A 21,782-nucleotide genomic window follows, 5' to 3' on the forward strand; every position below is an offset into this window, starting at 1 on the left:
GTGTGCCTTTTTTTGTCCCTGTTTTTAAATGGAAGATGCCTATGTCGGCTTTCTTAAAATTCACTCAATTTGTGCAGAAAACATTTGCGATTTGGGTGGTGCTGTTTGCAGCGCTCGCCATGTTTTTTCCCGATGTATTTGTTTGGTTAAAAGCATATATTCCATGGATGCTAGGCATCATTATGTTGGGTATGGGCATGACCATGACACTGCAAGATTTTAAAAGTGTATTGCAAAGTCCTAAAGCTGTGATGATCGGGGTTTTGGCACAGTTTATTGTGATGCCGGGATTGGCTTTTTTCTTGTGTAAATTATTACAACTGCCGACAGAAATCGCGATAGGGGTCATTCTTGTTGGTTGCTGCCCGGGTGGAACGGCCTCTAATGTCATCACCTATATGGCAAAAGGCAATACCGCATTATCTGTTGCCTGTACCTCTGTTTCGACATTACTCGCACCGGTTTTAACCCCTGCGATTTTCTATTTGTTAGCAAGCCAATGGATTGAAATTAATGCTGCATCGATGTTGGTTTCAATTTTACAAGTGGTTTTATTTCCGATCATTGTGGGGTTAATGATTCGAACTGTCTTTAAGCATCGAGTGGATGCTTATATACAGGTCATGCCATTGGTTTCTGTTGTGGCAATTGTGGCGATTGTGGCGGCCATCATTGCGGGTAGCCGAACACAGATTTTGCAATCAGGTTTACTGATTCTTGGGGTAGTGGCCTTACATAATGGCTTGGGCTATCTATTGGGTTTTTGGGCCAGCCGACTATTTAAATTGCCCTATGCAGACTGTAAAGCAGTGTCGATTGAAGTTGGGATGCAAAACTCAGGTTTGGGTGTGGCATTGGCGGCGACCCATTTTGTCGCTTCACCTCTGACCGCTGTGCCGAGTGCGATTTTTAGTTTGTGGCACAATATTTCGGGTCCCGCACTGGCAACCTATTGGGCAGCGCGGACGAGTGAGCCCAAAGCATCGGAACAAGACAAGCCTGTGCAATAAACAAAAAACAATTCAGTAAAATAGAGGGTAATCTCCCTCTTTTTTTATGTCGAAAATAAATTTTACGATTTGATGAACAGTGTTTTAGGGAATTGCATGCCTTTTTAATTGATTAATGCTATTTGTAACATAAGTGTCATCTCCGCTGCCTAACATGCCGGCAACCACTTTAGATATAGACTGTTTCAAACAGCATTGAGAGGGTATGCAACATTTTCAGCATTCATCAGAGACCTATTATAATCGTGAATTGTCACTTTTAGATTTTAATCGGCGGGTCTTGGCTCAGGCACTCGATTCAAGTTTACCTTTACTTGAACGCTTGAATTTTCTCATCATTTTTTCACGCAATTTAGATGAATTCTTTGAAATTCGTATTGCGGGGCTGATGAAACAACGAGATTTGAATGCGATTGCACGGACGCCAGATGCCATTCCGACTGAAGTGGTCTTAGATGAACTTTCCCAAGTGATTCATGACACGGTTGCAGAGCAATACCAGACCCTCAATCATGCTGTATTGCCTGCGTTACAAAGTGAAGGTATTCGCTTTATTCAATTTAAAGATATTTTAGAAAAACATCGGGCGTGGATTAGCCATTATTTTAGTAAAGAAGTTCAACCAGTTTTAACACCGATTAGCTTAGATCCATCTCATCCGTTTCCACGCTTGGTCAATAAAAGCCTCAACTTTATTGTGAGCCTAGAAGGCAAAGATGCCTTTGGTCGTGCCATTGAAATGGCGATTGTGCCTGCGCCACGTTCGTTGCCGCGTTTAATCAAAATGCCCGTCGAAGTTGAAGGCAGTGCAGAGACACAAATTTTCCTGACCGCCATTATTCAGCAACACATCAATGATTTATTTCCGGGGATGAAAGCGACGGGCTGTTATGCCTTTCGAGTGACACGCAATGCAGATTTGGTTTTGGCTGAGGATGTGGATGACTTGGCGGTGGCATTAAAAGATGAATTGTCTTCACGCCGTTTTGGTCGGGCAGTTCGTTTAGAAATTGAAGCTGATTGTCCGCAAAGCATTATTGATTATTTGTTAGATGAATTTGATTTGAGTGAGCAGGAGCTCTATCGCATTGACGGCCCGATCAATTTATCGCGGCTCAGTGCCAGTTTTAATCGACCTGAACTGAAATATCTGGTCTATACACCAATTATTCCTAAAGTTTTTCGGAAACAAACCGCGATTTTTGATGTATTAAAAACACAAGATGTGTTGTTACATCATCCGTTTGACTCCTTTCAACCGGTCATTAACCTATTACGTGAAGCTGCAAAAGATCCTCAGGTTTTAGCCATTAAGCAGACGCTCTATCGCAGTGGGCCAGATTCGGACATCGTACAAGTTTTGGCGGAGGCTGCTCGCAACGGCAAGGAAGTAACCGCAGTTATCGAACTTCGGGCGCGGTTTGATGAAGAATCCAATATTACTGTGGCCAATATATTGCAAGAAGCTGGGGCTGTCGTGGTGTATGGCATCGTGGGCTATAAAACCCATGCCAAGATGATTTTGATTGTACGCCGTGAAAATAATCAGCTGCTACGCTACGCCCATTTGGGAACAGGTAATTATCACGCAGGCAATGCGCGGATGTATACCGATTATGGCTTGATGACGACGCATCCCGATATTTGCGAGGATGTGCATCGTATGTTTCAGGAACTGACCGGTATGGGCAAGATGGCGAAGCTGAAAGCTTTATTGCATGCACCATTTACCCTGCATACTGAATTATTGAAACTAATTGAACAGGAAATTGTTGCTGCACAAGCGGGAAAATACGCACGAATTATTGTGAAGGTCAATGCACTTACGGAACCGCAACTGATTGCTGCTTTGTATCGTGCATCGCAAGCAGGGGTACGTGTAGATTTAATTATCCGTTCGATTTGTTGTTTGATTCCTCAGGTCAAAGGTATGTCTGAGAATATTCATGTGAGATCTATCGTTGGGCGCTTCTTAGAGCACACTCGAGTGTATTATTTTGAGCATGCAGGCGAAAAACGATTGTACTGTGCCAGTGCCGATTGGATGGGACGTAACTTATTTTCACGGGTCGAAACCTGTTTTCCCATTTTGGAAAGCCGTTTGAAAAAACGCATTATGAAAGATTGTTTACTTAACTATTTGGAAGATAATCAAAATGCATGGGAAATGCAGTCGAATGGGCAATGGGAGAAAGTCGCGGTTGAAGCAGGTACCGAACCGCATAACGCGCAAAAATATTTGATTGCACAGAAAATTTCGACTGTTTAAGACAAAAAATCCCGACTTAAGTCGGGATTTTTGATTTCGCTCAAACCTTTACGAGGCTTTTGACTGTTTGGATTTTAAAATTTCAGTTCTGAAGTTTTGAGCCAATTCAGCAGCATCACTGTCCATCCCATTGAGCATAAATGCATGACGAGTGAGCACATTGGTCGGATTTGGCAAGCTGACCAATTGGAAATGATCTGAAATCTCTTTGAGCAAAGTTGTCGGCACATGAATGGCACTTTCTTTGGCAACCAATTGTTGGACTAAACGTTCAGCCGCTTGTACAGAAGACAATTGCATGGCTTCGACAGAGCTTGAAATTGCACTACGGGTTTGTAAAACGAAACGTTTTTCTTCACGGTAGCGTTTATATAAAACATCAGAAAGCAATTGGAATACTGAGCTGATCATGGTGAGGCAACGCAGCGCATCTGGAGTGTCAGCGGTCATGCTGATGGTTGCGCCATGTTCATCAAACTTATGTACCGTACTGATGTCAGAACTGTTCAATTTGTAATGTTGAACACAGAGTTCTGTGGTTTTATTTAAGAAAATTTGGCAGAGATTAAAATACGGCACAGACACGGTTTTGTTGACGCTATCGAGCAGCTGTTTCGGATCATAAAATTGAATATTTAATGCCAAGCTGTTGCTGTCGAGAACCACTGGTTTCATGTCTTTATGCTGTTTTGCTTTGGCTTGCGCATTTTGCTGCGCTTGAGCAATCGCCAGAGCGGCATTATGTTTTTCTTGTTCTAAAGCCTGCGCTAGCGTTTGAATTTCATGTTTTAGACGTGATTCATTGTTGATTCGCGCTAAATATTCAGTACGACTTGGACGCGCAATAGCGCGATACGCCAACCATAACAAGCCATGTAAGAATAATGAAAATAGAATCGCAGCCCACTGCGTACGTAAGATTTCACCAATACTTGGTTTAATTAAGGTGATTTCAACCGTTCCGACTTTCTTTTCGTTTTGCAGCGCATCACGAACAAAGATTTCACCGTCACGGGTTTTGGTCAAACCGCCTGTGGCCAAAACTTGATTATTGGCATTTAAAATGCGGATGGAAGCCACGCTCGGGTTGGTTGCATAGCGGTCAGCAAGTAAGGCTAATGATACGGTATTGGCCGGCTCAAGCTCAGATAGGCTGTCTGTAACCAATTGACTGGTCATCAGTTGTCCCTGACTGGCACGGTTTTCGTTCAATTGGTGGGTTGTTGCCAATACCAATAAAAAGGTATGCAAAGCAAAACAAACTACTAATAGGCTAGCAAATAGCCCTTGTCTAGGCGCATTCAACGTAAACTTCCAAGGCAATTCTATTCAATTTAGATTATGATTCTTACATTAGTTGTAGCTCAGACCCGAGTCAATTCATGCGAGAAATCATTCTTATATCACTTTTAGGACCTGACCAACCTAATCAATTTACACGATTAATGCAGGTTTTGTCCGCACATTCCTTACAGATTTTAGATGTCGGACAAGCAGTCATCCACAATCAGCTGACTTTAGGTATTGTTGTTTCGTCGGAAGACCAGACTGCGACAGCATTAGCCATGAAGGAGATGTTGATTTTAGCACATGATATTGGCTTAACTGTGCGCTTTAAACCAATCTCTACAACAGAATATCAACAATGGGTAAATGAGGGAGGCCGCACACGCTATATCGTTACGGCACTTGCGCCAGAATTACAGGCGTCTCATTTACAGGCAGTTACAAATATTGTGTCGAGCCAAGGCTTTAATATTGAAACTGTGACTCGTTTATCTGGCCGTCCAGAGTTAGATGGATCAAGCGAAGGTCCACGCCGTGCCTGCGTTCAATTTGGCTTAAAAGGCCAGATGTTGGATGCCACTGCGATGCGTGCAGCATGTTTACGTCTATCTACTGAACTAGGGGTAGATGTTGCCGTTCAAGAAGACAATGCTTACCGTCGTAATCGTCGTTTAGTCTGCTTTGATATGGACTCAACGCTGATTGAGCAAGAAGTAATTGACGAATTGGCGATTGAAGCGGGTGTCGGGGCTCAAGTGGCTGAAATCACTGAACGTGCTATGCAAGGCGAGCTCGATTTCCAACAAAGTTTCCGTGCACGTGTGGCACTGCTCAAAGGTATGGATGCTTCGGTATTGCCTAAAATTGCAGAACGTCTGACTGTCACAGAAGGTGCGGAACGTCTGATTTCAACGCTTAAATCACTGGGTTATCGCACGGCTATTTTGTCAGGTGGTTTTCAGTATTTTGCCGAATATCTACAAGCAAAACTGGGTATCGATGAAGTCCATGCCAATGTACTGGACGTCCAAGATGGCGCGGTAACAGGTGAAGTGAAAGGTCATATTGTCGATGGTGCTCGCAAAGCCTTCTTGTTGACTCAAATCGCTGAAGAAATGGGGATTTCATTAGAACAAGCCATTGCTGTCGGTGATGGTGCGAATGACTTACCTATGTTGTCTTTAGCCGGCTTAGGCGTTGCTTTCCGTGCGAAACCTTTGGTTCGTCAAAATGCCAATCAAGCCATTTCAAGCGTGGGTCTAGATGGTGTTCTTTACCTGCTTGGTGTGCATGATAAAGATTTAAATCGTGCTTAAAACCATTTAAGGCACAGTCAAAAACGTAGCCAAAAGGCTGCGTTTTTTTATGCCAAGAATTCAGCTCATCCGATGAACGGTAGAAGAAAATTGTCGATAAAAACAACAATTAACAGCATTCGAAAAATTAATTTTTTTAGCCTAAAACCAGCTGTTTTTTTTGTAATGACACTCGAAACGAGATGCCATCATTGTTCTAGAAATTCTTTAAAAAGAAAAAATGTAATGACAAAATAATGTTGCGACAAGGTGTGTCGCATGGACAAAAAACGAGACTTTTTTTATGCAAAAAACTCAGCATAATGCTTGCAAGAGATTGAGATCGACCAAATCTATTTACTGAAGATACAGTAGTGAGACGGCTCAGCATCCTGTAAGACAAGAGATGTCAGCTGTCAAATGACGGAGGTTTTTATGTTAACAGCGAATTTAGCAACAATCGTTGGCCTGAGCTTGGTATCGGCGGCTGTGATTGCTGTTTTCTTCTCGCCTTATCGTCGCTGGTTAAGTTTTATGCTGGCGGGGATGCTGGTGTGGGGACTCATTGAAGTGATTCGATTTGGCACACAAACCATGTTTGAATTATCAGTAACTTATAGTTATTTAACGGCATTAATGGCCGCAATGGTGGTATTCACTTTAGTATTGTTACGTGAAGACCGCCGTGCAGAGCGTGCGATGGCAAAGCGCCAATGTATAGAGCACACGCCTGTATATGATGAAGAACAGCAATGTTCGAGCCGATAAGTGCCAGAACAAAATTTCAATGAAAATGCGCCTAAGGGCGCATTTTTTTATGAACGCATTAGTCCGATTTGAGATACAAAGCCTTACTTCTCAAAAGCCAAGTTATGGTAGGATGAAGCCAGTCAATTTTCCAACAATTACAATAGGCTTTAATTCATGAAACTATCATCAATTCCTGTCGTAAAACTACCTTTAGTTGATGTCAGTACGGATCCACTTGATTTACTCGTGGCAGGTTTAGCGCTTCGTATGAAACAGCTTGCACGTACTAGCCCTAAATTCATTGAATTGGTTCATGAACGTCAATTTCGCATTCAAATCGGTACGGATTTGGGTGTTGCACGTCAAATTATTGTAAATAATGGACAGATTGATACTGTTTCAGGTGATGCTGAAAAAGCCGACTTTATTTTGCAATTTGCGGACAGCGAACAGGGCGTAAAAACCCTGATGAAAGGTGACCCAACTGCATTCATGACGGGTATGCAAAATGGCAGTATTAAAATGGAAGGTGATTTTGGGCTTTTGGTTTGGTTTAACCAAGTGGCGAAGTTAATTCCACCTAAACTTCCAAAACCGGTTAAAGAAAAAATCAAAATCGCACGTGCGTTTATTAAAGAAAAAACAGGTAAGTAAGATTTACGCCTTGTTCTCCTCCTTTAGTGGAAGGATTAAAAAAAAGCCCTCTTTTGAGGGCTTTTTTTATGCTTCAGTTGTTATTCAACTTCTAAATTAAAGGTCACTGGACCGTCATTAACCAAATGCACTTTCATGTCGGCAGCAAAGATGCCTGTTTGTACATGGTCATATTGGCTCTTGGTGTAATCGACCAGCTGTTCATACAGTGCTTTGGCATCGTTTGGCGGCATGGCAGGGCCAAAATCGGGGCGCAGGCCTTTTTGCGTTTGCGCCATCAGGGTAAATTGAGACACCAAGAGGATACCGCCGCCGGCTTGACTGACATTCCAGCCCATCTTGCCTTGTTCATCATCAAAAAAGCGGTATTTCAAGATCTTATCAATCAGCTTTTTGCCTTTTTCTAAATCGTCAGCTTTGCCAAGGCCTAAAAACACCAAAATACCGTGATTAATTTCACCCGTGATCTCACCATCGACCACCACTTTGGCTTCTAAAACACGTTGTAACAAGGCCCGCATAACTTCTTCCGAGTAGAAAATTGAACATAGGGCAGGGATTGTAGCAAAGACAGCATTCTTTCGAGGCGATGTGTAGAAATTTTTGGGCTTAAACATTTGAAAATGAACTGTATATTTTTTATAAATCTAATAATGCGATTGAATTTATAAAAATAATCTGTTTTATCTATTTATTGAATGCCAGTATCTTTGCGGGGCAGGAAAGGTATTTAACAGAGAGATTAAGACGATGTTTAAGCGTTCTTTATTGGTTGCGATGTTAGCAACAGCAACAGCGGCGACTCAAGCAGCGCTATTAACTAAAGACAATGGTGCACCAGTAGGCGATAACCAAAACTCGATTACTGCGGGTCCAAATGGTTCAGTTCTACTTCAAGACGTACAATTGGTTCAAAAATTACAACGTTTTGGTCGTGAGCGTATTCCTGAGCGTGTGGTACATGCCCGTGGTACAGGTGCTTATGGTGAATTCGTTGCAACTAAAGATTTATCTGATCTCACCATTGCTTCATTGTTCAAAGCAGGTACCAAGACTCCAGTTTTCTTACGTTTCTCGACTGTAATTCACGGTAAAGGTTCTCCAGAAACTTTACGTGATCCGCACGGTTTTGCGATTAAGTTCTATACACAAGAAGGCAACTGGGACTTAGTGGGTAACCAAACTCCAGTGTTCTTCATCCGTGATGCGATCAAATTCCCAGACTTCATCCATGCCATGAAGCCTAGCCCAATCAACAACGTTCAAGACGCAAACCGCGTATTTGATTTCTTGTCTAGCCAGCCATGGGCAACCAACATGTTGACTTATGTGTATGGTAACCAAGGCGTTCCAACTAGCTACCGCGAACAAGACGGCTTTGGTGTGCATGCATACAAGCTTTATAACGACAAAGGCGAATACAAATACGTTAAATTCAACTTCCGCTCTAAACAAGGTGTGAAAGGTCTGAACGTTAAAGAAGCTGCTGAGCAACAAGGTAAAGATTTCAACCACTTGACTAACGATCTTTATAACAACATCAATGCTGGTAAATTCCCGAAATGGGATCTTTATATCCAAGTGTTAGATCCTAAAGATTTAAACAGCTTTGATTTTGACCCGCTTGATCCAACAAAAATCTGGCCTACAGATCTAGTGAAAGAAACCAAAGTGGGGACTTTAACGCTGAATCGTATGCCAAAAAACTTCTTCAATGAAACTGAACAAGTGGCATTGGCTCCAGGTAACTTAGTTCCAGGTATCGAGCCTTCAGAAGACCGTCTATTACAAGGTCGTATCTTCTCTTACTCAGATACTCAAATGTACCGTTTAGGCGCGAACCACCAGCAAATTCCAGTAAACCGTCCGCTTGTTGCTGTTAACAACAACAACCAAGATGGCTACATGAATGTTAGCGAGCGTGATTCTGACGTGAACTACGAGCCAAGCCGTAAAGAGCCTAAAGCTGCCACTGAGAAAGCACGTGCAGTTCAAACACCGCTGACTGGCACAGTTCAACAGATCGGTACCAAAGAGCAAAACTTCAAGCAAGCGGGTGAGCTTTACCGTTCATACTCTGCTAAAGAAAAAGACGATTTAATCATGAACTTGGCTGCGGATCTTGGCAACGTAAAAGATTCTGAGACCAAGCACATCATGTTGTCTTACTTCTACAAAGCAGATGCAGATTACGGTATGCGTATGACCAAAGCAGTAAACGGTAACCTTGCAACTGTAAAAGCCAAAGCAGCACAACTGAAAGACTAATTTCGATCAGTCTGAAGGATTGGTAACTAGGGGCTAGAACGTTACCTCAAAAAAGTCCTATGAAGCTCCATACCTTTCCTGCACCCTAGGGGGAGTTTCATAGGCACTCCTTAAATATTCATTTTTTTAATGAAATGAATTGTTTCCAATTCAATTCTACATTCGATTTCTGTTGGAGTTCATCATGAAAGTTATGCAACATTTGACTTTAGCCAGTCTTCTAGCGTTTGGTTCCGCATTCGCAAACGTGGCAATCGCGGAAGATATCTCCCCCGCTAAAGCAACTGCAAGCGATCAGATGACCTCACAACAGGAATTGATCGCAATTTTCTTTGCTGCAGCCAAAACTGGCAATGAAGAAGTCATCAATGAATTTCTTAAGCACGGTTTTCCGGTCGATGTGCGCAATGCTTCGGGTTTTACACCACTGATGATGGCGACCTATTATGGTCATCAAAATATTGTGACTCGTTTGCTAGAACAAGGTGCAGACCGCTGCGCACGTGACAATAAAGGCAACACCGCATTGATGGGTGCCATGTTTAAATTAGAATGGGCGATTGCAAAGCAATTACGCCAAGTGGATTGCGATGCAAATGCCAAAAAAATGGGGCAAAAGACTGCAGAACAGTTTGCGCGTGAATTTGGTCAAGAAGAAAAATATCGACAGTTACTCAAAAAATAGTGAGCTTGATCGCGCTCAGCTTCAGCAAAAAAATTGAAAAAAGTCGATGAATCGCGGTGATTTATAAGTTATTCCACTAAATCAATCGGCTTTTTATCAATAAAGTATGCTTTAATGCAAAGAGTTGATAAAAACTGAAAGTCTTTATGTCTCCAATCATCCAATCCTTATTAGACACAGATCTGTATAAATTCACCATGCTTCAGGTGGTGTTACACAAATTTCCGCAAACCCATAGTGTGTATCACTTTCGTTGCCGTAACTTGGATGATACAGCCTATCCACTGGTTGAAATTTTGGATGATTTAAACATGCAGCTCGACATGCTTTGTCAGTTGAAGTTTAAAGAAGATGAATTGCAGTATTTACGCAGTTTACGTTTTATTAAAAGCGATTTTGTTGATTATCTTGAATTATTTCAGCTTAAACGCCGTTTTATTAAAGCGGGTATTGATGATGAAGGTCGACTCGACATTTGGGTAGAAGGCCCAATGGTTCAAGCGATGATGTTTGAAATCTTTGTTTTAGCCATCGTCAATGAATTATATTTCCAACGTATTCGTACACCCGAAGTTTTAGCCGAAGGTGAGCGCCGTTTGCAACATAAGATTGCCTTGCTGAAGCAGTATGAAGCACGGCAAAATCCAAATGATCCACCATTCTTGGTCTCTGATTTTGGCACGCGTCGTCGTTATAGTTATGCATGGCAAAAGCATGTAATTGAAGAATTAAATCAGGCTTCACCGTATATTTTCCGCGGTACAAGTAATGTTCTGATTGCCAAAGACTTGAACATTACTCCAATTGGTACGATGGCGCATGAGTTCCTACAAGCATTCCAAGCGCTTGATGTTCGTCTACGTAACTTCCAGAAGTCTGCGCTAGAAACATGGGTGCAGGAATACCGCGGTGACTTAGGAATAGCCTTAACAGACGTTGTCGGTATGGATGCGTTCCTACGTGACTTCGATTTGTACTTTGCCAAACTATTCGACGGTTTACGTCATGACAGTGGCGACCCGTATGAATGGGGCGATAAAGCCTATGCGCATTACAAAAAACTCAAAGTCGATAGCAAAAGTAAAATGTTGACCTTTAGTGATGGTCTAAATATCGAAAAAGCCTGGGATTTACATAACTACTTTAAAGACCGTTTCCAAGTCAGCTTTGGTATTGGTACCAACTTAACCAATGATATGGGGCAAACTGCGCTGAATATCGTACTGAAACTGGTTGAATGTAATGGTCAATCTGTGGCAAAAATTTCAGATAGTCCGGGTAAAACCATGACGGATAATGATACTTTCTTAGCGTATCTACGTCAGGTGTTTGACATCTCTGAAGTTAGCGCTTAAACACAGCATTAGATAAAAATAAAAAAGCCGAATCAATGATTCGGCTTTTTTATATCTAAAATATTGCTAAAGGAATGCAAAAATTCAGAATAATAGTGAAAATGACTTATGCTAAGATCGAATTTAATCGCACAAAATACAACACGAACAACGATGACAGCATCTACACTGAATTTTGGTCTGCTGATTGAAGCGGAAGAATTGGTTCCACATCTGGGCAATGAAAAACTACGGATCGTCGATTTAAGTCGTCGTTCGGTTTATGACCAGTTGCATATTCCACATGCCCTGCATGTCCAGCCAAAATTGTTGGTGCGCCAAGAAGAACAAGCGATGGGACTATTACCTGACCAAGCTGGCTTAGAGCAGCTCATTCGTTATCTGAATATCAGTCCAGAACATCATGTAGTAGTGTATGACGATGAAGGTGGTGCATGGGCTGGTCGACTGATTTGGAACTTACATTGCCTCGGTTTTGAAAATACCAGTCTCCTCAATGGTGGCATCCATGCTTGGCTTGGGGCAGGCTTACCGACCTCGTCTGAAATTGAGCAATTTGAACCCGTGAGCCCATTGGTTGAAGTAAGTGCAGAGGCGCGTGCTCAGTATCAAACAGATTATGATGAGCTATTGGCTCGTGTGCAGCAGGAGCAGATCCAAGTATGGGACTGCCGTACCGAAGATGAATATACAGGCCTACGTTTGGCTGCGCGACGCGGCGGTCACATTCCGGGGGCACGACATTTCGAATGGAGTACTGCCCTTAACCGGGAAAATCATTTAAAATTGCATCCTTTAGAACGCACACAACAACGCTTAGAACAATTGGGATTCAATTTAAACGAACCTGTGGTGGTATATTGTCAGTCCCATCATCGGTCGGGCCTAGCTTATATACTGGGACGTTTACTCGGTTGGAATATTCGAGCTTATGATGGTGCGTGGAGCGAGTGGGGCAACCGACTCGATAGTCCTGTGATCACCGGAGAGTTGCCGTCTTGAGCCTTACATCTCAGTTAAAAAAACAAATTTTTATTCAAGCTCAGCGTGTTGTTCCACAGCACAAATTATCACGTATCGTCGGTAAATTGGCTGCGAGTGAAAACCCTGTGGTGAAAAATGCTGTGATTACCGCATTTAAAGCACAGTATGGCATCGACATGTCGATTGCTGAGCAAAGTAATGCCCTGAAATTTAAATCATTCAATGAATTTTTCACTCGTTCTTTAAAAGAAGGCGTACGTGTAGTTGATGCAAATGCCAACAGTGTTGTTTCACCCGCAGATGGTGCGATTTCACAACTAGGTAAAATTGAAAATGGTGACGTATTTCAGGCCAAAGGGCAGAAGTTCACCGTTGAAAACCTGATTGCCGATCCACAATTGGCAGAGCCGTTTAAAAATGGGCAGTTTGCTACGGTTTATTTGTCACCAAAAGACTACCACCGTGTACATATGCCATTTGCAGGAACATTGACAGAAACCCTGTATGTACCGGGTGAATTGTTCTCAGTAAACCAGACCACTGCTGAAAATATTCCGGGTTTATTCGCTCGTAATGAACGCATGGTCTGCTTATTTGATACAGAAGTTGGTCGTATGGCGGTCGTACTGGTAGGTGCAATGATCGTGGCAGGTATTGAAACCGTGGCTACAGGTAAAGTTAAACCGACAGGGCGTTTGGAACTGAATCAACACGATTTATTCTTAGAAAAAGGTGCAGAATTGGGCCGTTTCTATTTAGGTTCAACAGCGGTTGTGTTGTTTGAAGAAAACAAAATGCAATGGGATGCGACCTTTAAAGCCAACTCGACTGTGGTGATGGGCGAAGCTATAGGGCATACCATTTAATGAATTCCCTCTCCTTTTAGGAGAGGGTTAGGGAGAGGTTTTTGAGCTAAGCTGATGTATTCAAAAAAGAACCCCTTCTAACCTCCCTTTATTAAAGGAATGAATAAAAAAAAGCGCCATCAGGCGCTTTTTTTTAATTTCAAAATTTAGCGTTTTACGACAATCGAGTCGATACTGCTATGACGTAAAGTTTGCTGTGCAATCACAGCAGCTTCTTGTGAATCATAAGGGCCAGACACAACGCGATACCAAACTTTGCCGTTTTCATTACTTTGGATCACATCGGCAGATAAACCGTTCAAAATAATTTCAGCACGTCGTGCATCGGCTTGATCAGGATCATCATAACTGCGCACTTGCAGAATATAACTTGCAGCAACAGGCGCAGTTTCTGTGGTTTCTAGTCCAAGCTCTGTGGTTTCAACTGGCTTTTGTTCTGGTGCATCAACAATCACCACCGTTTCTTTATTTTCGGTTTCTGGAACAGCTTGTTCAGGAATTGGCGTCACTTGTTGCTGAGGCAATAGGTCGTAGAAACGATAGTCTTTATTGGTTTCTTCTTGGTAGTGTTCAGAGGTAATTTGACCTTTTGGCTTCACAGGCTCCCAAGGTTTCCAAAGCATGAGCGCAACTAAGAAACTCAACACGATTAAAATGATGACAAGTGTACCTAGCCATGCTGGAATCAATGGTTTTTTAGGCTTATTTGGCCGATCAGATACACCGCGCTGCGTTTTTCCAAACACGTGGAAACCTCATTTAATTTTAATTGTCACGAACCACTTTGGGGCAGCCCAAAGTAGCAAGTCTTGATTGTTATATATTACATGAGTGTCATCAGGAATTTGTTTAATTTTCACAATTTCAGCACAGCCAAGATGACACGGACATATTGCTGAATATAAACGAAATACAGGCTCATTTCGAGCCTGTATTGAAAAGGATTCTTTTTAGCACAATGCAATTGATGACGCTTAAACCCATGCGCTGTGTTTGTGCATGGGCGATGCCGATGAATTTCTATTGTGCTCGCAACATAAAGGGTTGCTTACATGCTTTCAGGCGCACTCACACCCAATAATTCAAGACCATTGCGTAAAACTTGCTGTACGTTTACAGACAGTAATAAGCGCGCTTGAGTCAGTTCTGCATTATCACCCAAGACTTTATTTTCGTTGTACCAACCATGGAACAACGCCGCTAATTCTTTCAAGTAGTTACCCACTTGGTGTGGTTCATAGCTGTTTGCTGCACGAACCACAATTTCAGGGTAAGCCGCAAGTTTAGCAAGAACTTCAGTTTCAGCTTCTAACTCAAGTTTAGCTGCAAATTGACGTGCAGCTTCAGCAGAGAATTGAACGTCTGTCGCAGCGGCTTTTTCGAGCATACGGCAGATACGTGCGTGTGCGTATTGGATGTAGTACACCGCATTGTCTTTGCTTTGAGACACAGCAAGGTCTAAGTCGAAGTCAATGTGTTGTTCTGATTTACGCATGACATAGTAGAAACGAGCAGCATCGTTGCCTACTTCTTTACGTAAGTCGCGTAAAGTCACGAATTGACCTGAACGAGATGACATTTGAACCATCTCGCCGCCACGCCATAGGCTCACAAATTGAACCAAAAGCACCGTCAATTTTTTAGAATCATAGCCAAGCGCATCAATCGCTGCTTTCACACGTGCAATATAACCGTGGTGGTCTGAACCCCAGATATCAATGATATCGGTATATCCGCGTTGTAGTTTATTTAAGTGATAAGCAATGTCGGATGCGAAGTATGTAGTCTGACCATTACGACGTTTCACAACACGGTCTTTTTCATCACCAAATTCAGTTGATTTGAACCAGATGTTGCCATCTTTTTCGTATAAGAAACCACGTTGATCGAGCATTTGTAATGCTTCATCAATTTTTTCAGTCAAGGTTGCTTCGCTGAACCATTGATTGAAAGTCACGCCAAACTCACCGAGGTCATCTTTAATGTCATCAAGAATGGCTTTCAGCGCAGCTTGATGGAACACACGGTAGCCCGCAGCCAAATGGTTTTGTGAATTATGAATTAGGCCATCAATGTGTTTTTCTTTATCGCCTGAAACAACGACTTTATTGCCTTCGCTATCGAGTTCAGCGGCATATTGCACATCTTCTGGAACATCTTTGTAGATGTCGGCAACAGGGCGTACATAAGCATCGCCATCTTTGTCGATAATGCTTTGTGCGATTTCTTTAACGTAGTCGCCTTGGTATGCATTTTTAGGGAAGATCAGTTGTTGACCGGTCAATTCTAAATAACGCAAGTAAGTTGATGTCGCCAAGATATCCATTTGACGGCCAGCATCGTTGACATAGTATTCACGGTCAACTTTGGCACCTGTTGCTTCAAGAAGATTGGCAACGGTCATACCATAAGCTGCGCCACGACCATGACCCACGTGTAGGCTAGACGTTGGGTTGGCTGAAACGAATTCCACTTGAACACGTTTTTCAGCATTGGCCTGTGTGCGACCGAACTGATCTTTCTGAGCTTGAATTTGGTCTAAGACAGCAAAACGTTGGTCAGCATTTAAAAAGAAGTTAATAAAGCCAGGACCTGCAATTTCTGCTTTGCTGATATCTGCGACTTCTGGAAGATTTGCCAGAATTTTTTCGGCTAAATCACGCGGCTTCATACCTGCAGCTTTAGAGGCAATCATGGCAATGTTTGACGCAAAGTCACCGTGGCTTCGGTCTTTGGTTCGGGTCAAATTGCTAGTATTGTTCCAGTCAGTTGGGAGTACACCTTCAGCTTGAAGGGATTGCACTGCATGATCGAGCGCTGCTTGTATTGCCGTATTCATAATCAGTCGAAAAATAAATGTCGCAGAAAAACGGTAAATATAGCAAATTTCAGGCTCTTTAGGTGAACCCATTTGTTGCGAATAAAAAATATTCGATAAAAGTGAAGCATTGCTTATATCGAAGTAAAACGATATAAGTGGTTTAGCGATTCAGGATCACTGCTTGAGTATATGGACATGTCACAACCCACCCCTAAAATTTTTGGCAATGTGCCGAAGTTAGCTGCACGCTGGGCGCTGATTATCGTGCCGTTTATTTTGTCCTGTCTCATGAGCGGCATTATTTCGTTTATTAATATGCTCAGAAATTTAGGCTGGTTTGAGGGATTTCTGACTCTATGGCTGCATAATTGGATGATTTCTTGGGCAATTGCTTTTCCCATTGTGCTGATTTTATTGCCGTTTGTTCGAAAATTTACAGGCCTGTTGGTCGATATGTCAGGGCCACAGCCACCTGCAAAATAAGCCTGCATGTAAGTCACAGCTGAGTCAAAAGGTGACTTACTGCATTTTGCCTTGAATATTTATAAGCTATCGCGACAACTTACGGCTTTAGAGAGTAACTCGGCTTTGTTGTTTTGGAAGGTATAGAGTTTTGAGGCATTAAACACTTTGATGACTTTAGCTTGAGCGATAGCGGTTTTAAAGTTTTGGAACTTTTGCTGATTGGCTGTCTCAAACGGATTTCCAAAGTTTTTATTGTCGAGCAAAATTTGAATTTGCCCCACATTCGTGTCATGTGCTTTTAGGATGTCTTGGCCATCTGCATTGCTTAAACTGAAAGTAGGGCGCTGAGTGCTGATTTTGCAATTCAATTTGAGGCTCAAGGTGAAATTGTCTGCCGATTTATTTTTGAGGGTAGACGTACCTTGTTGATCATTTTCAATATAGACCCACTGATTTTTCGGCATATTGGTCAGTAGGGTTTCTAACTGTTGTTGGGTACTTTTGCTGATATCGACTGTGCCTTTTTTATCGATTTCAGGGGCTTTTTCTTTACCGAGCATGCCCATCACTTTGTCGCTGACTGTGCTACTGGTTTTGGAAATGGTCTGGCAAGCGCTTAAGCTACTGATGATTAGAATGAATGGTAGTGTATAGATGGCAGGTAAGTGCATAGATTTTATTGTTCTATTAAATTTTCGGATCGGCAAAGTTTAACGGTTCTACGCATAAAGCTCAAACCTGCGGCCAATCTCCTTTGAGGAGGACTGCTGCAGGCGGCTAAAGCAGCCATTCTACACAGGCACGAATAATCCCCAGTGCAAGGCCAATAAAACCGCCGACCACGACACCATTGACTCGGATCATATGCAGGTCGCCACCGACTTCGTTTTCGATCTTATCGATCATTTCACGTGAGTCCCATTCATGTATACGTTCACTGATAAACCGAATGACTTTTTCACTATATTGGTCGGAGAGATTGATGGCAATATCACTCATTTTCTCATTCAGCAATTGGCGTACAGCGACATTAGAGACAATATTTTCGCCCACTTGTTGAATGGCGACGCGTAGGTTTTGTGCAATGCCTGAGTTGGGCTTTTCTAAATCAGAACGAATCGCGTCGCATAAAATCACCACTGCACCACTGATAAAATTCAACATTTGTGGACTATCGAGCATGGCATCTTTGGTGCTGTTTAGGCGTTGGCTGGCAACACTCTGATTGTCCGCCAGTTGCTGCATGAGCTGCTGTGCCATGTCTTCGATTTTACGGCGCCACGGATGTTCATGGTCGGCAAGCATGGACTCGACACGACTAACCAGTGAATCAATGGTTCGCTGCTGTACATCAATACCAATCCAGCTCGCACCTTTGGCGAGCTTCCAAACCCCGAGTTCTTTAAACAATTGACGAGATAAATCACGAGTTTGTTCGGGGTGCTGTAACATCCAATCATGGGCTAAATCTAGTCCACGTTGCAGGACGTCTTGATGGAAATCATTTTCTAAAACTGCCCGCAGCATTTCACTGGCAAGATGGTTGACTTGCGTATTGCGCACCCATTGCACGCTGTTATTTTGGATAAATCGTCCAATTTGTTCCTGACCGACAAATTCGAAAATTTTCGGTACCGTTTGCTGAATGACTTGGGTCACTTGCGCATTATTGTGCGGATTGGCCAACCATTTCCCGACGGCAAGTGAGAGATCCGTCTCCGCTAAGCTTTTTTCAACCACTTGAGGTGAAAGAAAATTTTCCTGAACAAAGCGGCCCATCGACTCGGCAATGCGTGCTTTATTGCGTGGAATAATTTCAGTGTGGTCACGTAAAAATTTGGGAATCGGAATCCGACCAAAAGGATTGCGAAATAAGACAGTTATCGCATACCAGTCTGCCAAACCACCAACCACGCCAGCTTCTGCTGAAAGCATCAAAATATGAATAAGCCAGACGTATTCAGGCAGCAATTTAGCTGCGATCATCAATGCAATCCACGCCAGCACCGCCACCACCAAAGCAATGGTGGCAAAGCGTTTACTGCGTTGCAGACTGGGTGAAACAGCGGGCTGTTCAGTTGGGTTCATCAATGATCGGGTCTCTATGGGTTGACTTATTTGGTGGCAGGCTCAGCGGCTACAGGCAAAGGATTTCCTTCGCTGTCTAGACCATATTTAGCCCCGAGTGACTGCAAAATCAAGCGAGCATCAAAGGCATCCTGAGGGGCTTTGGCACGATCTTTATAGCAAGTAATACTGTAGGAAACTTGAGTTGGATCGAGTGTGACCACCTGTGGAACGTCATAAAACGGGCCTGGCCAAAAGCCGGGATGGCGACGGTAATAGCCATATGGATAAGGCATAGGGTCTGGGTAAATCACTGCTTGGCGTGGCGGTTTTTGACTCCGGTTACTCGGGTCATCCATGACTTTAAAATATTGAAAGCCATTGTGTAGGGTGGTTTGAGCGGCTTTAACCAAGGTGATTTCTTCGGCAGTGCCATAGCTCATATTGGGTCTAGCTTGGAAGCTAATCCGATAGCTTTGAGCATTTAATGGCGTTGCAGTATAACGACCCAATTGTTCGAAGGTTAAAGGCTTCGATGGGGTGCTTGCACAGCCGGTGAAGCCCAGTGCTGCGGTCATGGCTGCTGCGATAATGAGTTTGTTCATGCGCATACTCCTGTTCAGTCGGTTCTTGGCAAGGGGAGATACTGGCCAAAAGCCGTCAATTAAAAGCTAGAATTGGGCTGGGTTAAAAATTCCAATTCCTCTGCTGTGGATGTTCTGCCCAATACCAAATTGCGATGAGGGTAACGTCCAAATCGATCGATAATCACTTTATGCTTTTTTTCAAATTCTAAGTTGATCGGATTGCCCAGTTGCTCAAATAATTTTAACGCGCTTTGATGAATTTTTGTCGATTCGCTATGCATAAAGGGCATATATAAAAATGAGCGCTGTTCAGGTCTTAATTGTAGATCTAAACCCTGCGCGATGGCTTCTTGGGCAAGCGCCAAAGCCAGTGCATCTTGGGCAAAAGCCAAGCCAGAATCACGGAATAAATTTCGAGAAAATTGATCTAAAACAATAATTTCAGCCAAGCGACCTTCGGCTGTGGTGCGCCATTGCCACAGTTCTGCTTGACTGGCCGCTTGATGGATGTCTTTAAACTTTTTTTCGATTAAAACATCAAAATTATTGCTTTTAGCGAACCAATTAGGCTGATTTTCTGGGTTAAACCAAAATTCGAGAATATCTTGATAATTCATAAGTTTTAAGCATTATTAGCATATATTTGTTTATAAAATCACAAATTTCAAATGTCATATAGAGTAAGTTTGTGATAAAAAATTGCCAAAATAAAATCACGGTTTGTCTCAAAACTATACAGTGGGTCATTTGCCCACTTCAAATCGCGTTATACTGATATAAACTGATGATTTTATTTTAGTAGTTTCTTCCATTTAAGCGAGATAGCAATGAGTCAACCCGAATCGACCTCTCAAGACATTTTACCGACTTGGGTAGATTCTTCGCTGATTAAAGGAATGTTGCGCGGTATTGAGCGTGAAAGCTTACGTATGCAAAGCAACGGTTTCTTGTCTCAGGCCGACCATCCCCAAGCCTTGGGTGCGGCTTTGACTCATCCGCATATTACGACAGACTATTCTGAAGCTTTAATGGAATTTATCACACCGCCAAAAGAAACCATTACCGAGGCGTTGAATTATCTGCAAGATATTCATGCTGTTGCGCATACGCATTTAGAACATGGTGAAAAACTTTGGCCGTTGTCGATGCCATGCATGTTGGATAAAGACGAAGACAGTATTCGTTTAGCGCAATATGGCAGCTCGAATATTGGGCGCTTTAAAACCTTGTACCGTCGTGGTTTAGGGGTGCGTTATGGTCGCCGGATGCAGACCATTTCAGGGGTGCATTATAATTTATCCTTCCCAGATCATTTCTTTGAAGCACTACAACAGCACGAAACTGACGATGCCCTCAAAGCATTGAGCTTACAGGATTATCGTAGTCATCGTTATTTTGGCCTGATCCGTAATTTTATCCGTTTAACGCCATTGGTGATGTTTTTGGTTGGGGCGAGCCCGTCGGTGTGTAAATGTTTTATGACCGGACGTGAACATCAGCTGTTACCACTCTTAAAAGGCACGTTATTTTTACCTTATGCAACGGCGCTGCGTATGGGAAATTTTGGCTATCAGAATTCAGCACAAAAACAGTTAGGGATTCACTACAACGACATTCAGGCATATTTGGAAGGTTTGCAAAAAGCGGTGCATACCCCGTATGCCGCATTTAGTCATTTAGGTTTAAATGATGAACAGGGTGAACCGATTCAAATTAATGACCATGTATTGCAAATTGAAAATGAATACTACAGTTTGGTTCGTCCGAAACAAGTGCCGCAGGATGGTGAAACACCTTCTGAAGCCCTGCAAAATCGTGGCGTAGGTTATGTTGAATTACGTGCGGTAGACGTCAATCCTTATAGCCCGATTGGGATCAATGAAGACACAGCAGGCTTGCTTGAAGTGGTGGCTTTATACTGTTTATTGCAAGACAGCCCAGCATTGTTAGATGCCGAACAAAATGAAATTGAGAAAAATCAGGCGGAAGTAGTAAACCGTGGTCGTGCGCCAAACGCAGTGATTTTACAGCAAGGTCAGGCGATTCCAATTGAAACATGGTGTCGTACACATGTTGCAGCGATGCAACCGTTGGCTGAATTGCTGGATGATTCTTACAATACAGATATTTACACTCAGGCAATGGCTGTGATGCAATCACGCATCGATGAAGTCGATGAAACATTGTCGGCACGTATGATTAGCGATACTTTAGAACAAGGTGGAACTTGGGGCTTTGGTAGCTTTATGGCCTTACAACATGCTGAAGTGTATGAGCAGCATGTCTTGAGCCCTGAAACTGCAGCATACTTTGCACAAGCTGCTGAGCAGTCTTTAGAAAAACAGGCTCAACTTGAGCAAGACTGCACCTTGAGTTTTGAAGAATATTTGAAAAACTTTAGATAAAAAATTTAAGAGGA

Annotated in this window: 20 protein-coding genes; 12 read left to right on the forward strand and 8 right to left on the reverse strand. The window is 42.7% G+C overall.

The window, feature by feature from the left end:
* Positions 1 to 41: 41 nt before the first annotated feature.
* On the forward strand, positions 42 to 1,010 hold the full coding sequence (locus FTV38_RS09370; RefSeq protein WP_180022317.1) for a bile acid:sodium symporter family protein: 969 nt from the start codon (positions 42 to 44) through the stop codon (positions 1,008 to 1,010).
* A gap of 205 nt (positions 1,011 to 1,215) precedes the next feature.
* A complete protein-coding gene (ppk1, locus tag FTV38_RS09375; RefSeq protein ID WP_180022318.1) occupies positions 1,216 to 3,279 on the forward strand; it encodes a polyphosphate kinase 1 in 2,064 nt (687 codons plus the stop codon).
* 48 nt (positions 3,280 to 3,327) lie between these two features.
* On the opposite strand, the gene FTV38_RS09380 is transcribed toward ppk1, so the two are convergent.
* Positions 3,328 to 4,584: a hypothetical protein gene (locus tag FTV38_RS09380; protein ID WP_168379711.1), complete on the reverse strand. Its 1,257-nt coding sequence runs from the start codon at positions 4,582 to 4,584 to the stop codon at positions 3,328 to 3,330.
* A gap of 77 nt (positions 4,585 to 4,661) precedes the next feature.
* Between FTV38_RS09380 and serB the strand changes: the two genes are divergently transcribed.
* The 3 genes from serB (at position 4,662) to FTV38_RS09395 (ending at position 7,265) form a co-directional block, all read left to right on the forward strand.
* Positions 4,662 to 5,882, forward strand: coding sequence for a phosphoserine phosphatase SerB (gene serB, locus FTV38_RS09385; protein WP_078193257.1), 1,221 nt, complete (start codon positions 4,662 to 4,664; stop codon positions 5,880 to 5,882).
* Positions 5,883 to 6,296: 414 nt separating this feature from the next.
* Positions 6,297 to 6,629, forward strand: a complete 333-nt coding sequence (aciT, locus tag FTV38_RS09390) for an AciT family ciprofloxacin tolerance protein (RefSeq protein WP_078190616.1) — start codon at positions 6,297 to 6,299, stop codon at positions 6,627 to 6,629.
* 156 nt (positions 6,630 to 6,785) lie between these two features.
* Positions 6,786 to 7,265: an SCP2 sterol-binding domain-containing protein gene (locus tag FTV38_RS09395; protein ID WP_078190615.1), complete on the forward strand. Its 480-nt coding sequence runs from the start codon at positions 6,786 to 6,788 to the stop codon at positions 7,263 to 7,265.
* A gap of 80 nt (positions 7,266 to 7,345) precedes the next feature.
* Here FTV38_RS09395 and dtd read toward each other — a convergent pair whose 3' ends face one another.
* Positions 7,346 to 7,786, reverse strand: a complete 441-nt coding sequence (gene dtd, locus FTV38_RS09400; protein ID WP_168379709.1) for a D-aminoacyl-tRNA deacylase — start codon at positions 7,784 to 7,786, stop codon at positions 7,346 to 7,348.
* Between the two features lie 229 nt (positions 7,787 to 8,015).
* Here dtd and FTV38_RS09405 point away from each other — a divergent pair, with 229 nt between their 5' ends.
* The 5 genes from FTV38_RS09405 to asd all read left to right on the forward strand — a co-directional run bounded on the left by FTV38_RS09405 (position 8,016) and on the right by asd (position 13,423).
* Positions 8,016 to 9,533, forward strand: coding sequence for a catalase (locus FTV38_RS09405; RefSeq protein ID WP_180022319.1), 1,518 nt, complete (start codon positions 8,016 to 8,018; stop codon positions 9,531 to 9,533).
* Positions 9,534 to 9,717: 184 nt separating this feature from the next.
* Complete coding sequence (locus FTV38_RS09410) at positions 9,718 to 10,218, forward strand: ankyrin repeat domain-containing protein (RefSeq protein ID WP_078193253.1); 501 nt, start codon at positions 9,718 to 9,720, stop codon at positions 10,216 to 10,218.
* 146 nt (positions 10,219 to 10,364) lie between these two features.
* On the forward strand, positions 10,365 to 11,573 hold the full coding sequence (gene pncB, locus FTV38_RS09415) for a nicotinate phosphoribosyltransferase (RefSeq protein ID WP_111885113.1): 1,209 nt from the start codon (positions 10,365 to 10,367) through the stop codon (positions 11,571 to 11,573).
* A gap of 153 nt (positions 11,574 to 11,726) precedes the next feature.
* The gene (locus tag FTV38_RS09420) at positions 11,727 to 12,575 is read left to right on the forward strand and encodes a sulfurtransferase (RefSeq protein WP_180011651.1); all 849 of its coding nucleotides are present in this window, start codon (positions 11,727 to 11,729) and stop codon (positions 12,573 to 12,575) included.
* Positions 12,572 to 13,423, forward strand: a complete 852-nt coding sequence (asd, locus tag FTV38_RS09425; protein WP_180022320.1) for an archaetidylserine decarboxylase — start codon at positions 12,572 to 12,574, stop codon at positions 13,421 to 13,423. The genes FTV38_RS09420 and asd overlap by 4 nt, the downstream gene beginning before the upstream one ends.
* Before the next feature lie 146 nt (positions 13,424 to 13,569).
* On the opposite strand, the gene FTV38_RS09430 is transcribed toward asd, so the two are convergent.
* The gene (locus FTV38_RS09430) at positions 13,570 to 14,169 is read right to left on the reverse strand and encodes an SPOR domain-containing protein (protein WP_180004357.1); all 600 of its coding nucleotides are present in this window, start codon (positions 14,167 to 14,169) and stop codon (positions 13,570 to 13,572) included.
* A gap of 302 nt (positions 14,170 to 14,471) precedes the next feature.
* Entirely contained in the window at positions 14,472 to 16,262 is a 1,791-nt protein-coding gene (gene argS, locus FTV38_RS09435; protein WP_180022321.1) for an arginine--tRNA ligase, read from the reverse strand.
* Between the two features lie 177 nt (positions 16,263 to 16,439).
* On the opposite strand from argS, the gene FTV38_RS09440 reads away from it, so the two are divergent.
* The gene (locus FTV38_RS09440; RefSeq protein ID WP_372491143.1) at positions 16,440 to 16,727 is read left to right on the forward strand and encodes a DUF2798 domain-containing protein; all 288 of its coding nucleotides are present in this window, start codon (positions 16,440 to 16,442) and stop codon (positions 16,725 to 16,727) included.
* Between the two features lie 59 nt (positions 16,728 to 16,786).
* On the opposite strand, the gene FTV38_RS09445 is transcribed toward FTV38_RS09440, so the two are convergent.
* The 4 genes from FTV38_RS09445 to FTV38_RS09460 form a co-directional block, all read right to left on the reverse strand.
* Positions 16,787 to 17,380 (reverse strand): hypothetical protein, encoded by a 594-nt coding sequence (locus tag FTV38_RS09445; protein ID WP_168379702.1) that lies wholly within the window; start codon positions 17,378 to 17,380, stop codon positions 16,787 to 16,789.
* Between the two features lie 106 nt (positions 17,381 to 17,486).
* Positions 17,487 to 18,797: a DUF445 domain-containing protein gene (locus tag FTV38_RS09450; protein ID WP_180022347.1), complete on the reverse strand. Its 1,311-nt coding sequence runs from the start codon at positions 18,795 to 18,797 to the stop codon at positions 17,487 to 17,489.
* A gap of 26 nt (positions 18,798 to 18,823) precedes the next feature.
* Positions 18,824 to 19,381, reverse strand: coding sequence for a hypothetical protein (locus FTV38_RS09455; protein ID WP_180022322.1), 558 nt, complete (start codon positions 19,379 to 19,381; stop codon positions 18,824 to 18,826).
* Between the two features lie 59 nt (positions 19,382 to 19,440).
* Positions 19,441 to 19,980 carry a DUF924 family protein gene (locus tag FTV38_RS09460; RefSeq protein ID WP_180022323.1) on the reverse strand — a complete coding sequence of 180 codons (540 nt, stop codon included), beginning with the start codon at positions 19,978 to 19,980 and terminating at the stop codon, positions 19,441 to 19,443.
* 210 nt (positions 19,981 to 20,190) lie between these two features.
* Between FTV38_RS09460 and gshA the strand changes: the two genes are divergently transcribed.
* Positions 20,191 to 21,768: a glutamate--cysteine ligase gene (gene gshA, locus FTV38_RS09465; protein ID WP_168379700.1), complete on the forward strand. Its 1,578-nt coding sequence runs from the start codon at positions 20,191 to 20,193 to the stop codon at positions 21,766 to 21,768.
* Positions 21,769 to 21,782 lie beyond the last annotated feature (14 nt).

Source organism: Acinetobacter sp. YH16044, from assembly GCF_013417145.1.
Classification (GTDB): domain Bacteria; phylum Pseudomonadota; class Gammaproteobacteria; order Pseudomonadales; family Moraxellaceae; genus Acinetobacter; species Acinetobacter amyesii.

What these genes read in the sequence shown, in the direction of transcription:
- FTV38_RS09445 (WP_168379702.1), bottom strand. Translation starts at nt 17,380, where the DNA reads ATGCACTTACCTGCCATCTATACACTACCATTCATTCTAATCATCAGT.
- pncB (WP_111885113.1), top strand. Translation starts at nt 10,365, where the DNA reads ATGTCTCCAATCATCCAATCCTTATTAGACACAGATCTGTATAAATTC.
- FTV38_RS09455 (WP_180022322.1), bottom strand. Translation starts at nt 19,381, where the DNA reads ATGAACAAACTCATTATCGCAGCAGCCATGACCGCAGCACTGGGCTTC.
- FTV38_RS09440 (WP_372491143.1), top strand. Translation starts at nt 16,440, where the DNA reads ATGTCACAACCCACCCCTAAAATTTTTGGCAATGTGCCGAAGTTAGCT.
- argS (WP_180022321.1), bottom strand. Translation starts at nt 16,262, where the DNA reads ATGAATACGGCAATACAAGCAGCGCTCGATCATGCAGTGCAATCCCTT.
- FTV38_RS09405 (WP_180022319.1), top strand. Translation starts at nt 8,016, where the DNA reads ATGTTTAAGCGTTCTTTATTGGTTGCGATGTTAGCAACAGCAACAGCG.
- dtd (WP_168379709.1), bottom strand. Translation starts at nt 7,786, where the DNA reads ATGCGGGCCTTGTTACAACGTGTTTTAGAAGCCAAAGTGGTGGTCGAT.
- FTV38_RS09460 (WP_180022323.1), bottom strand. Translation starts at nt 19,980, where the DNA reads ATGAATTATCAAGATATTCTCGAATTTTGGTTTAACCCAGAAAATCAG.
- FTV38_RS09370 (WP_180022317.1), top strand. Translation starts at nt 42, where the DNA reads ATGTCGGCTTTCTTAAAATTCACTCAATTTGTGCAGAAAACATTTGCG.
- FTV38_RS09395 (WP_078190615.1), top strand. Translation starts at nt 6,786, where the DNA reads ATGAAACTATCATCAATTCCTGTCGTAAAACTACCTTTAGTTGATGTC.
- gshA (WP_168379700.1), top strand. Translation starts at nt 20,191, where the DNA reads ATGAGTCAACCCGAATCGACCTCTCAAGACATTTTACCGACTTGGGTA.
- FTV38_RS09450 (WP_180022347.1), bottom strand. Translation starts at nt 18,797, where the DNA reads ATGAACCCAACTGAACAGCCCGCTGTTTCACCCAGTCTGCAACGCAGT.
- ppk1 (WP_180022318.1), top strand. Translation starts at nt 1,216, where the DNA reads ATGCAACATTTTCAGCATTCATCAGAGACCTATTATAATCGTGAATTG.
- serB (WP_078193257.1), top strand. Translation starts at nt 4,662, where the DNA reads ATGCGAGAAATCATTCTTATATCACTTTTAGGACCTGACCAACCTAAT.
- FTV38_RS09410 (WP_078193253.1), top strand. Translation starts at nt 9,718, where the DNA reads ATGAAAGTTATGCAACATTTGACTTTAGCCAGTCTTCTAGCGTTTGGT.
- aciT (WP_078190616.1), top strand. Translation starts at nt 6,297, where the DNA reads ATGTTAACAGCGAATTTAGCAACAATCGTTGGCCTGAGCTTGGTATCG.
- FTV38_RS09420 (WP_180011651.1), top strand. Translation starts at nt 11,727, where the DNA reads ATGACAGCATCTACACTGAATTTTGGTCTGCTGATTGAAGCGGAAGAA.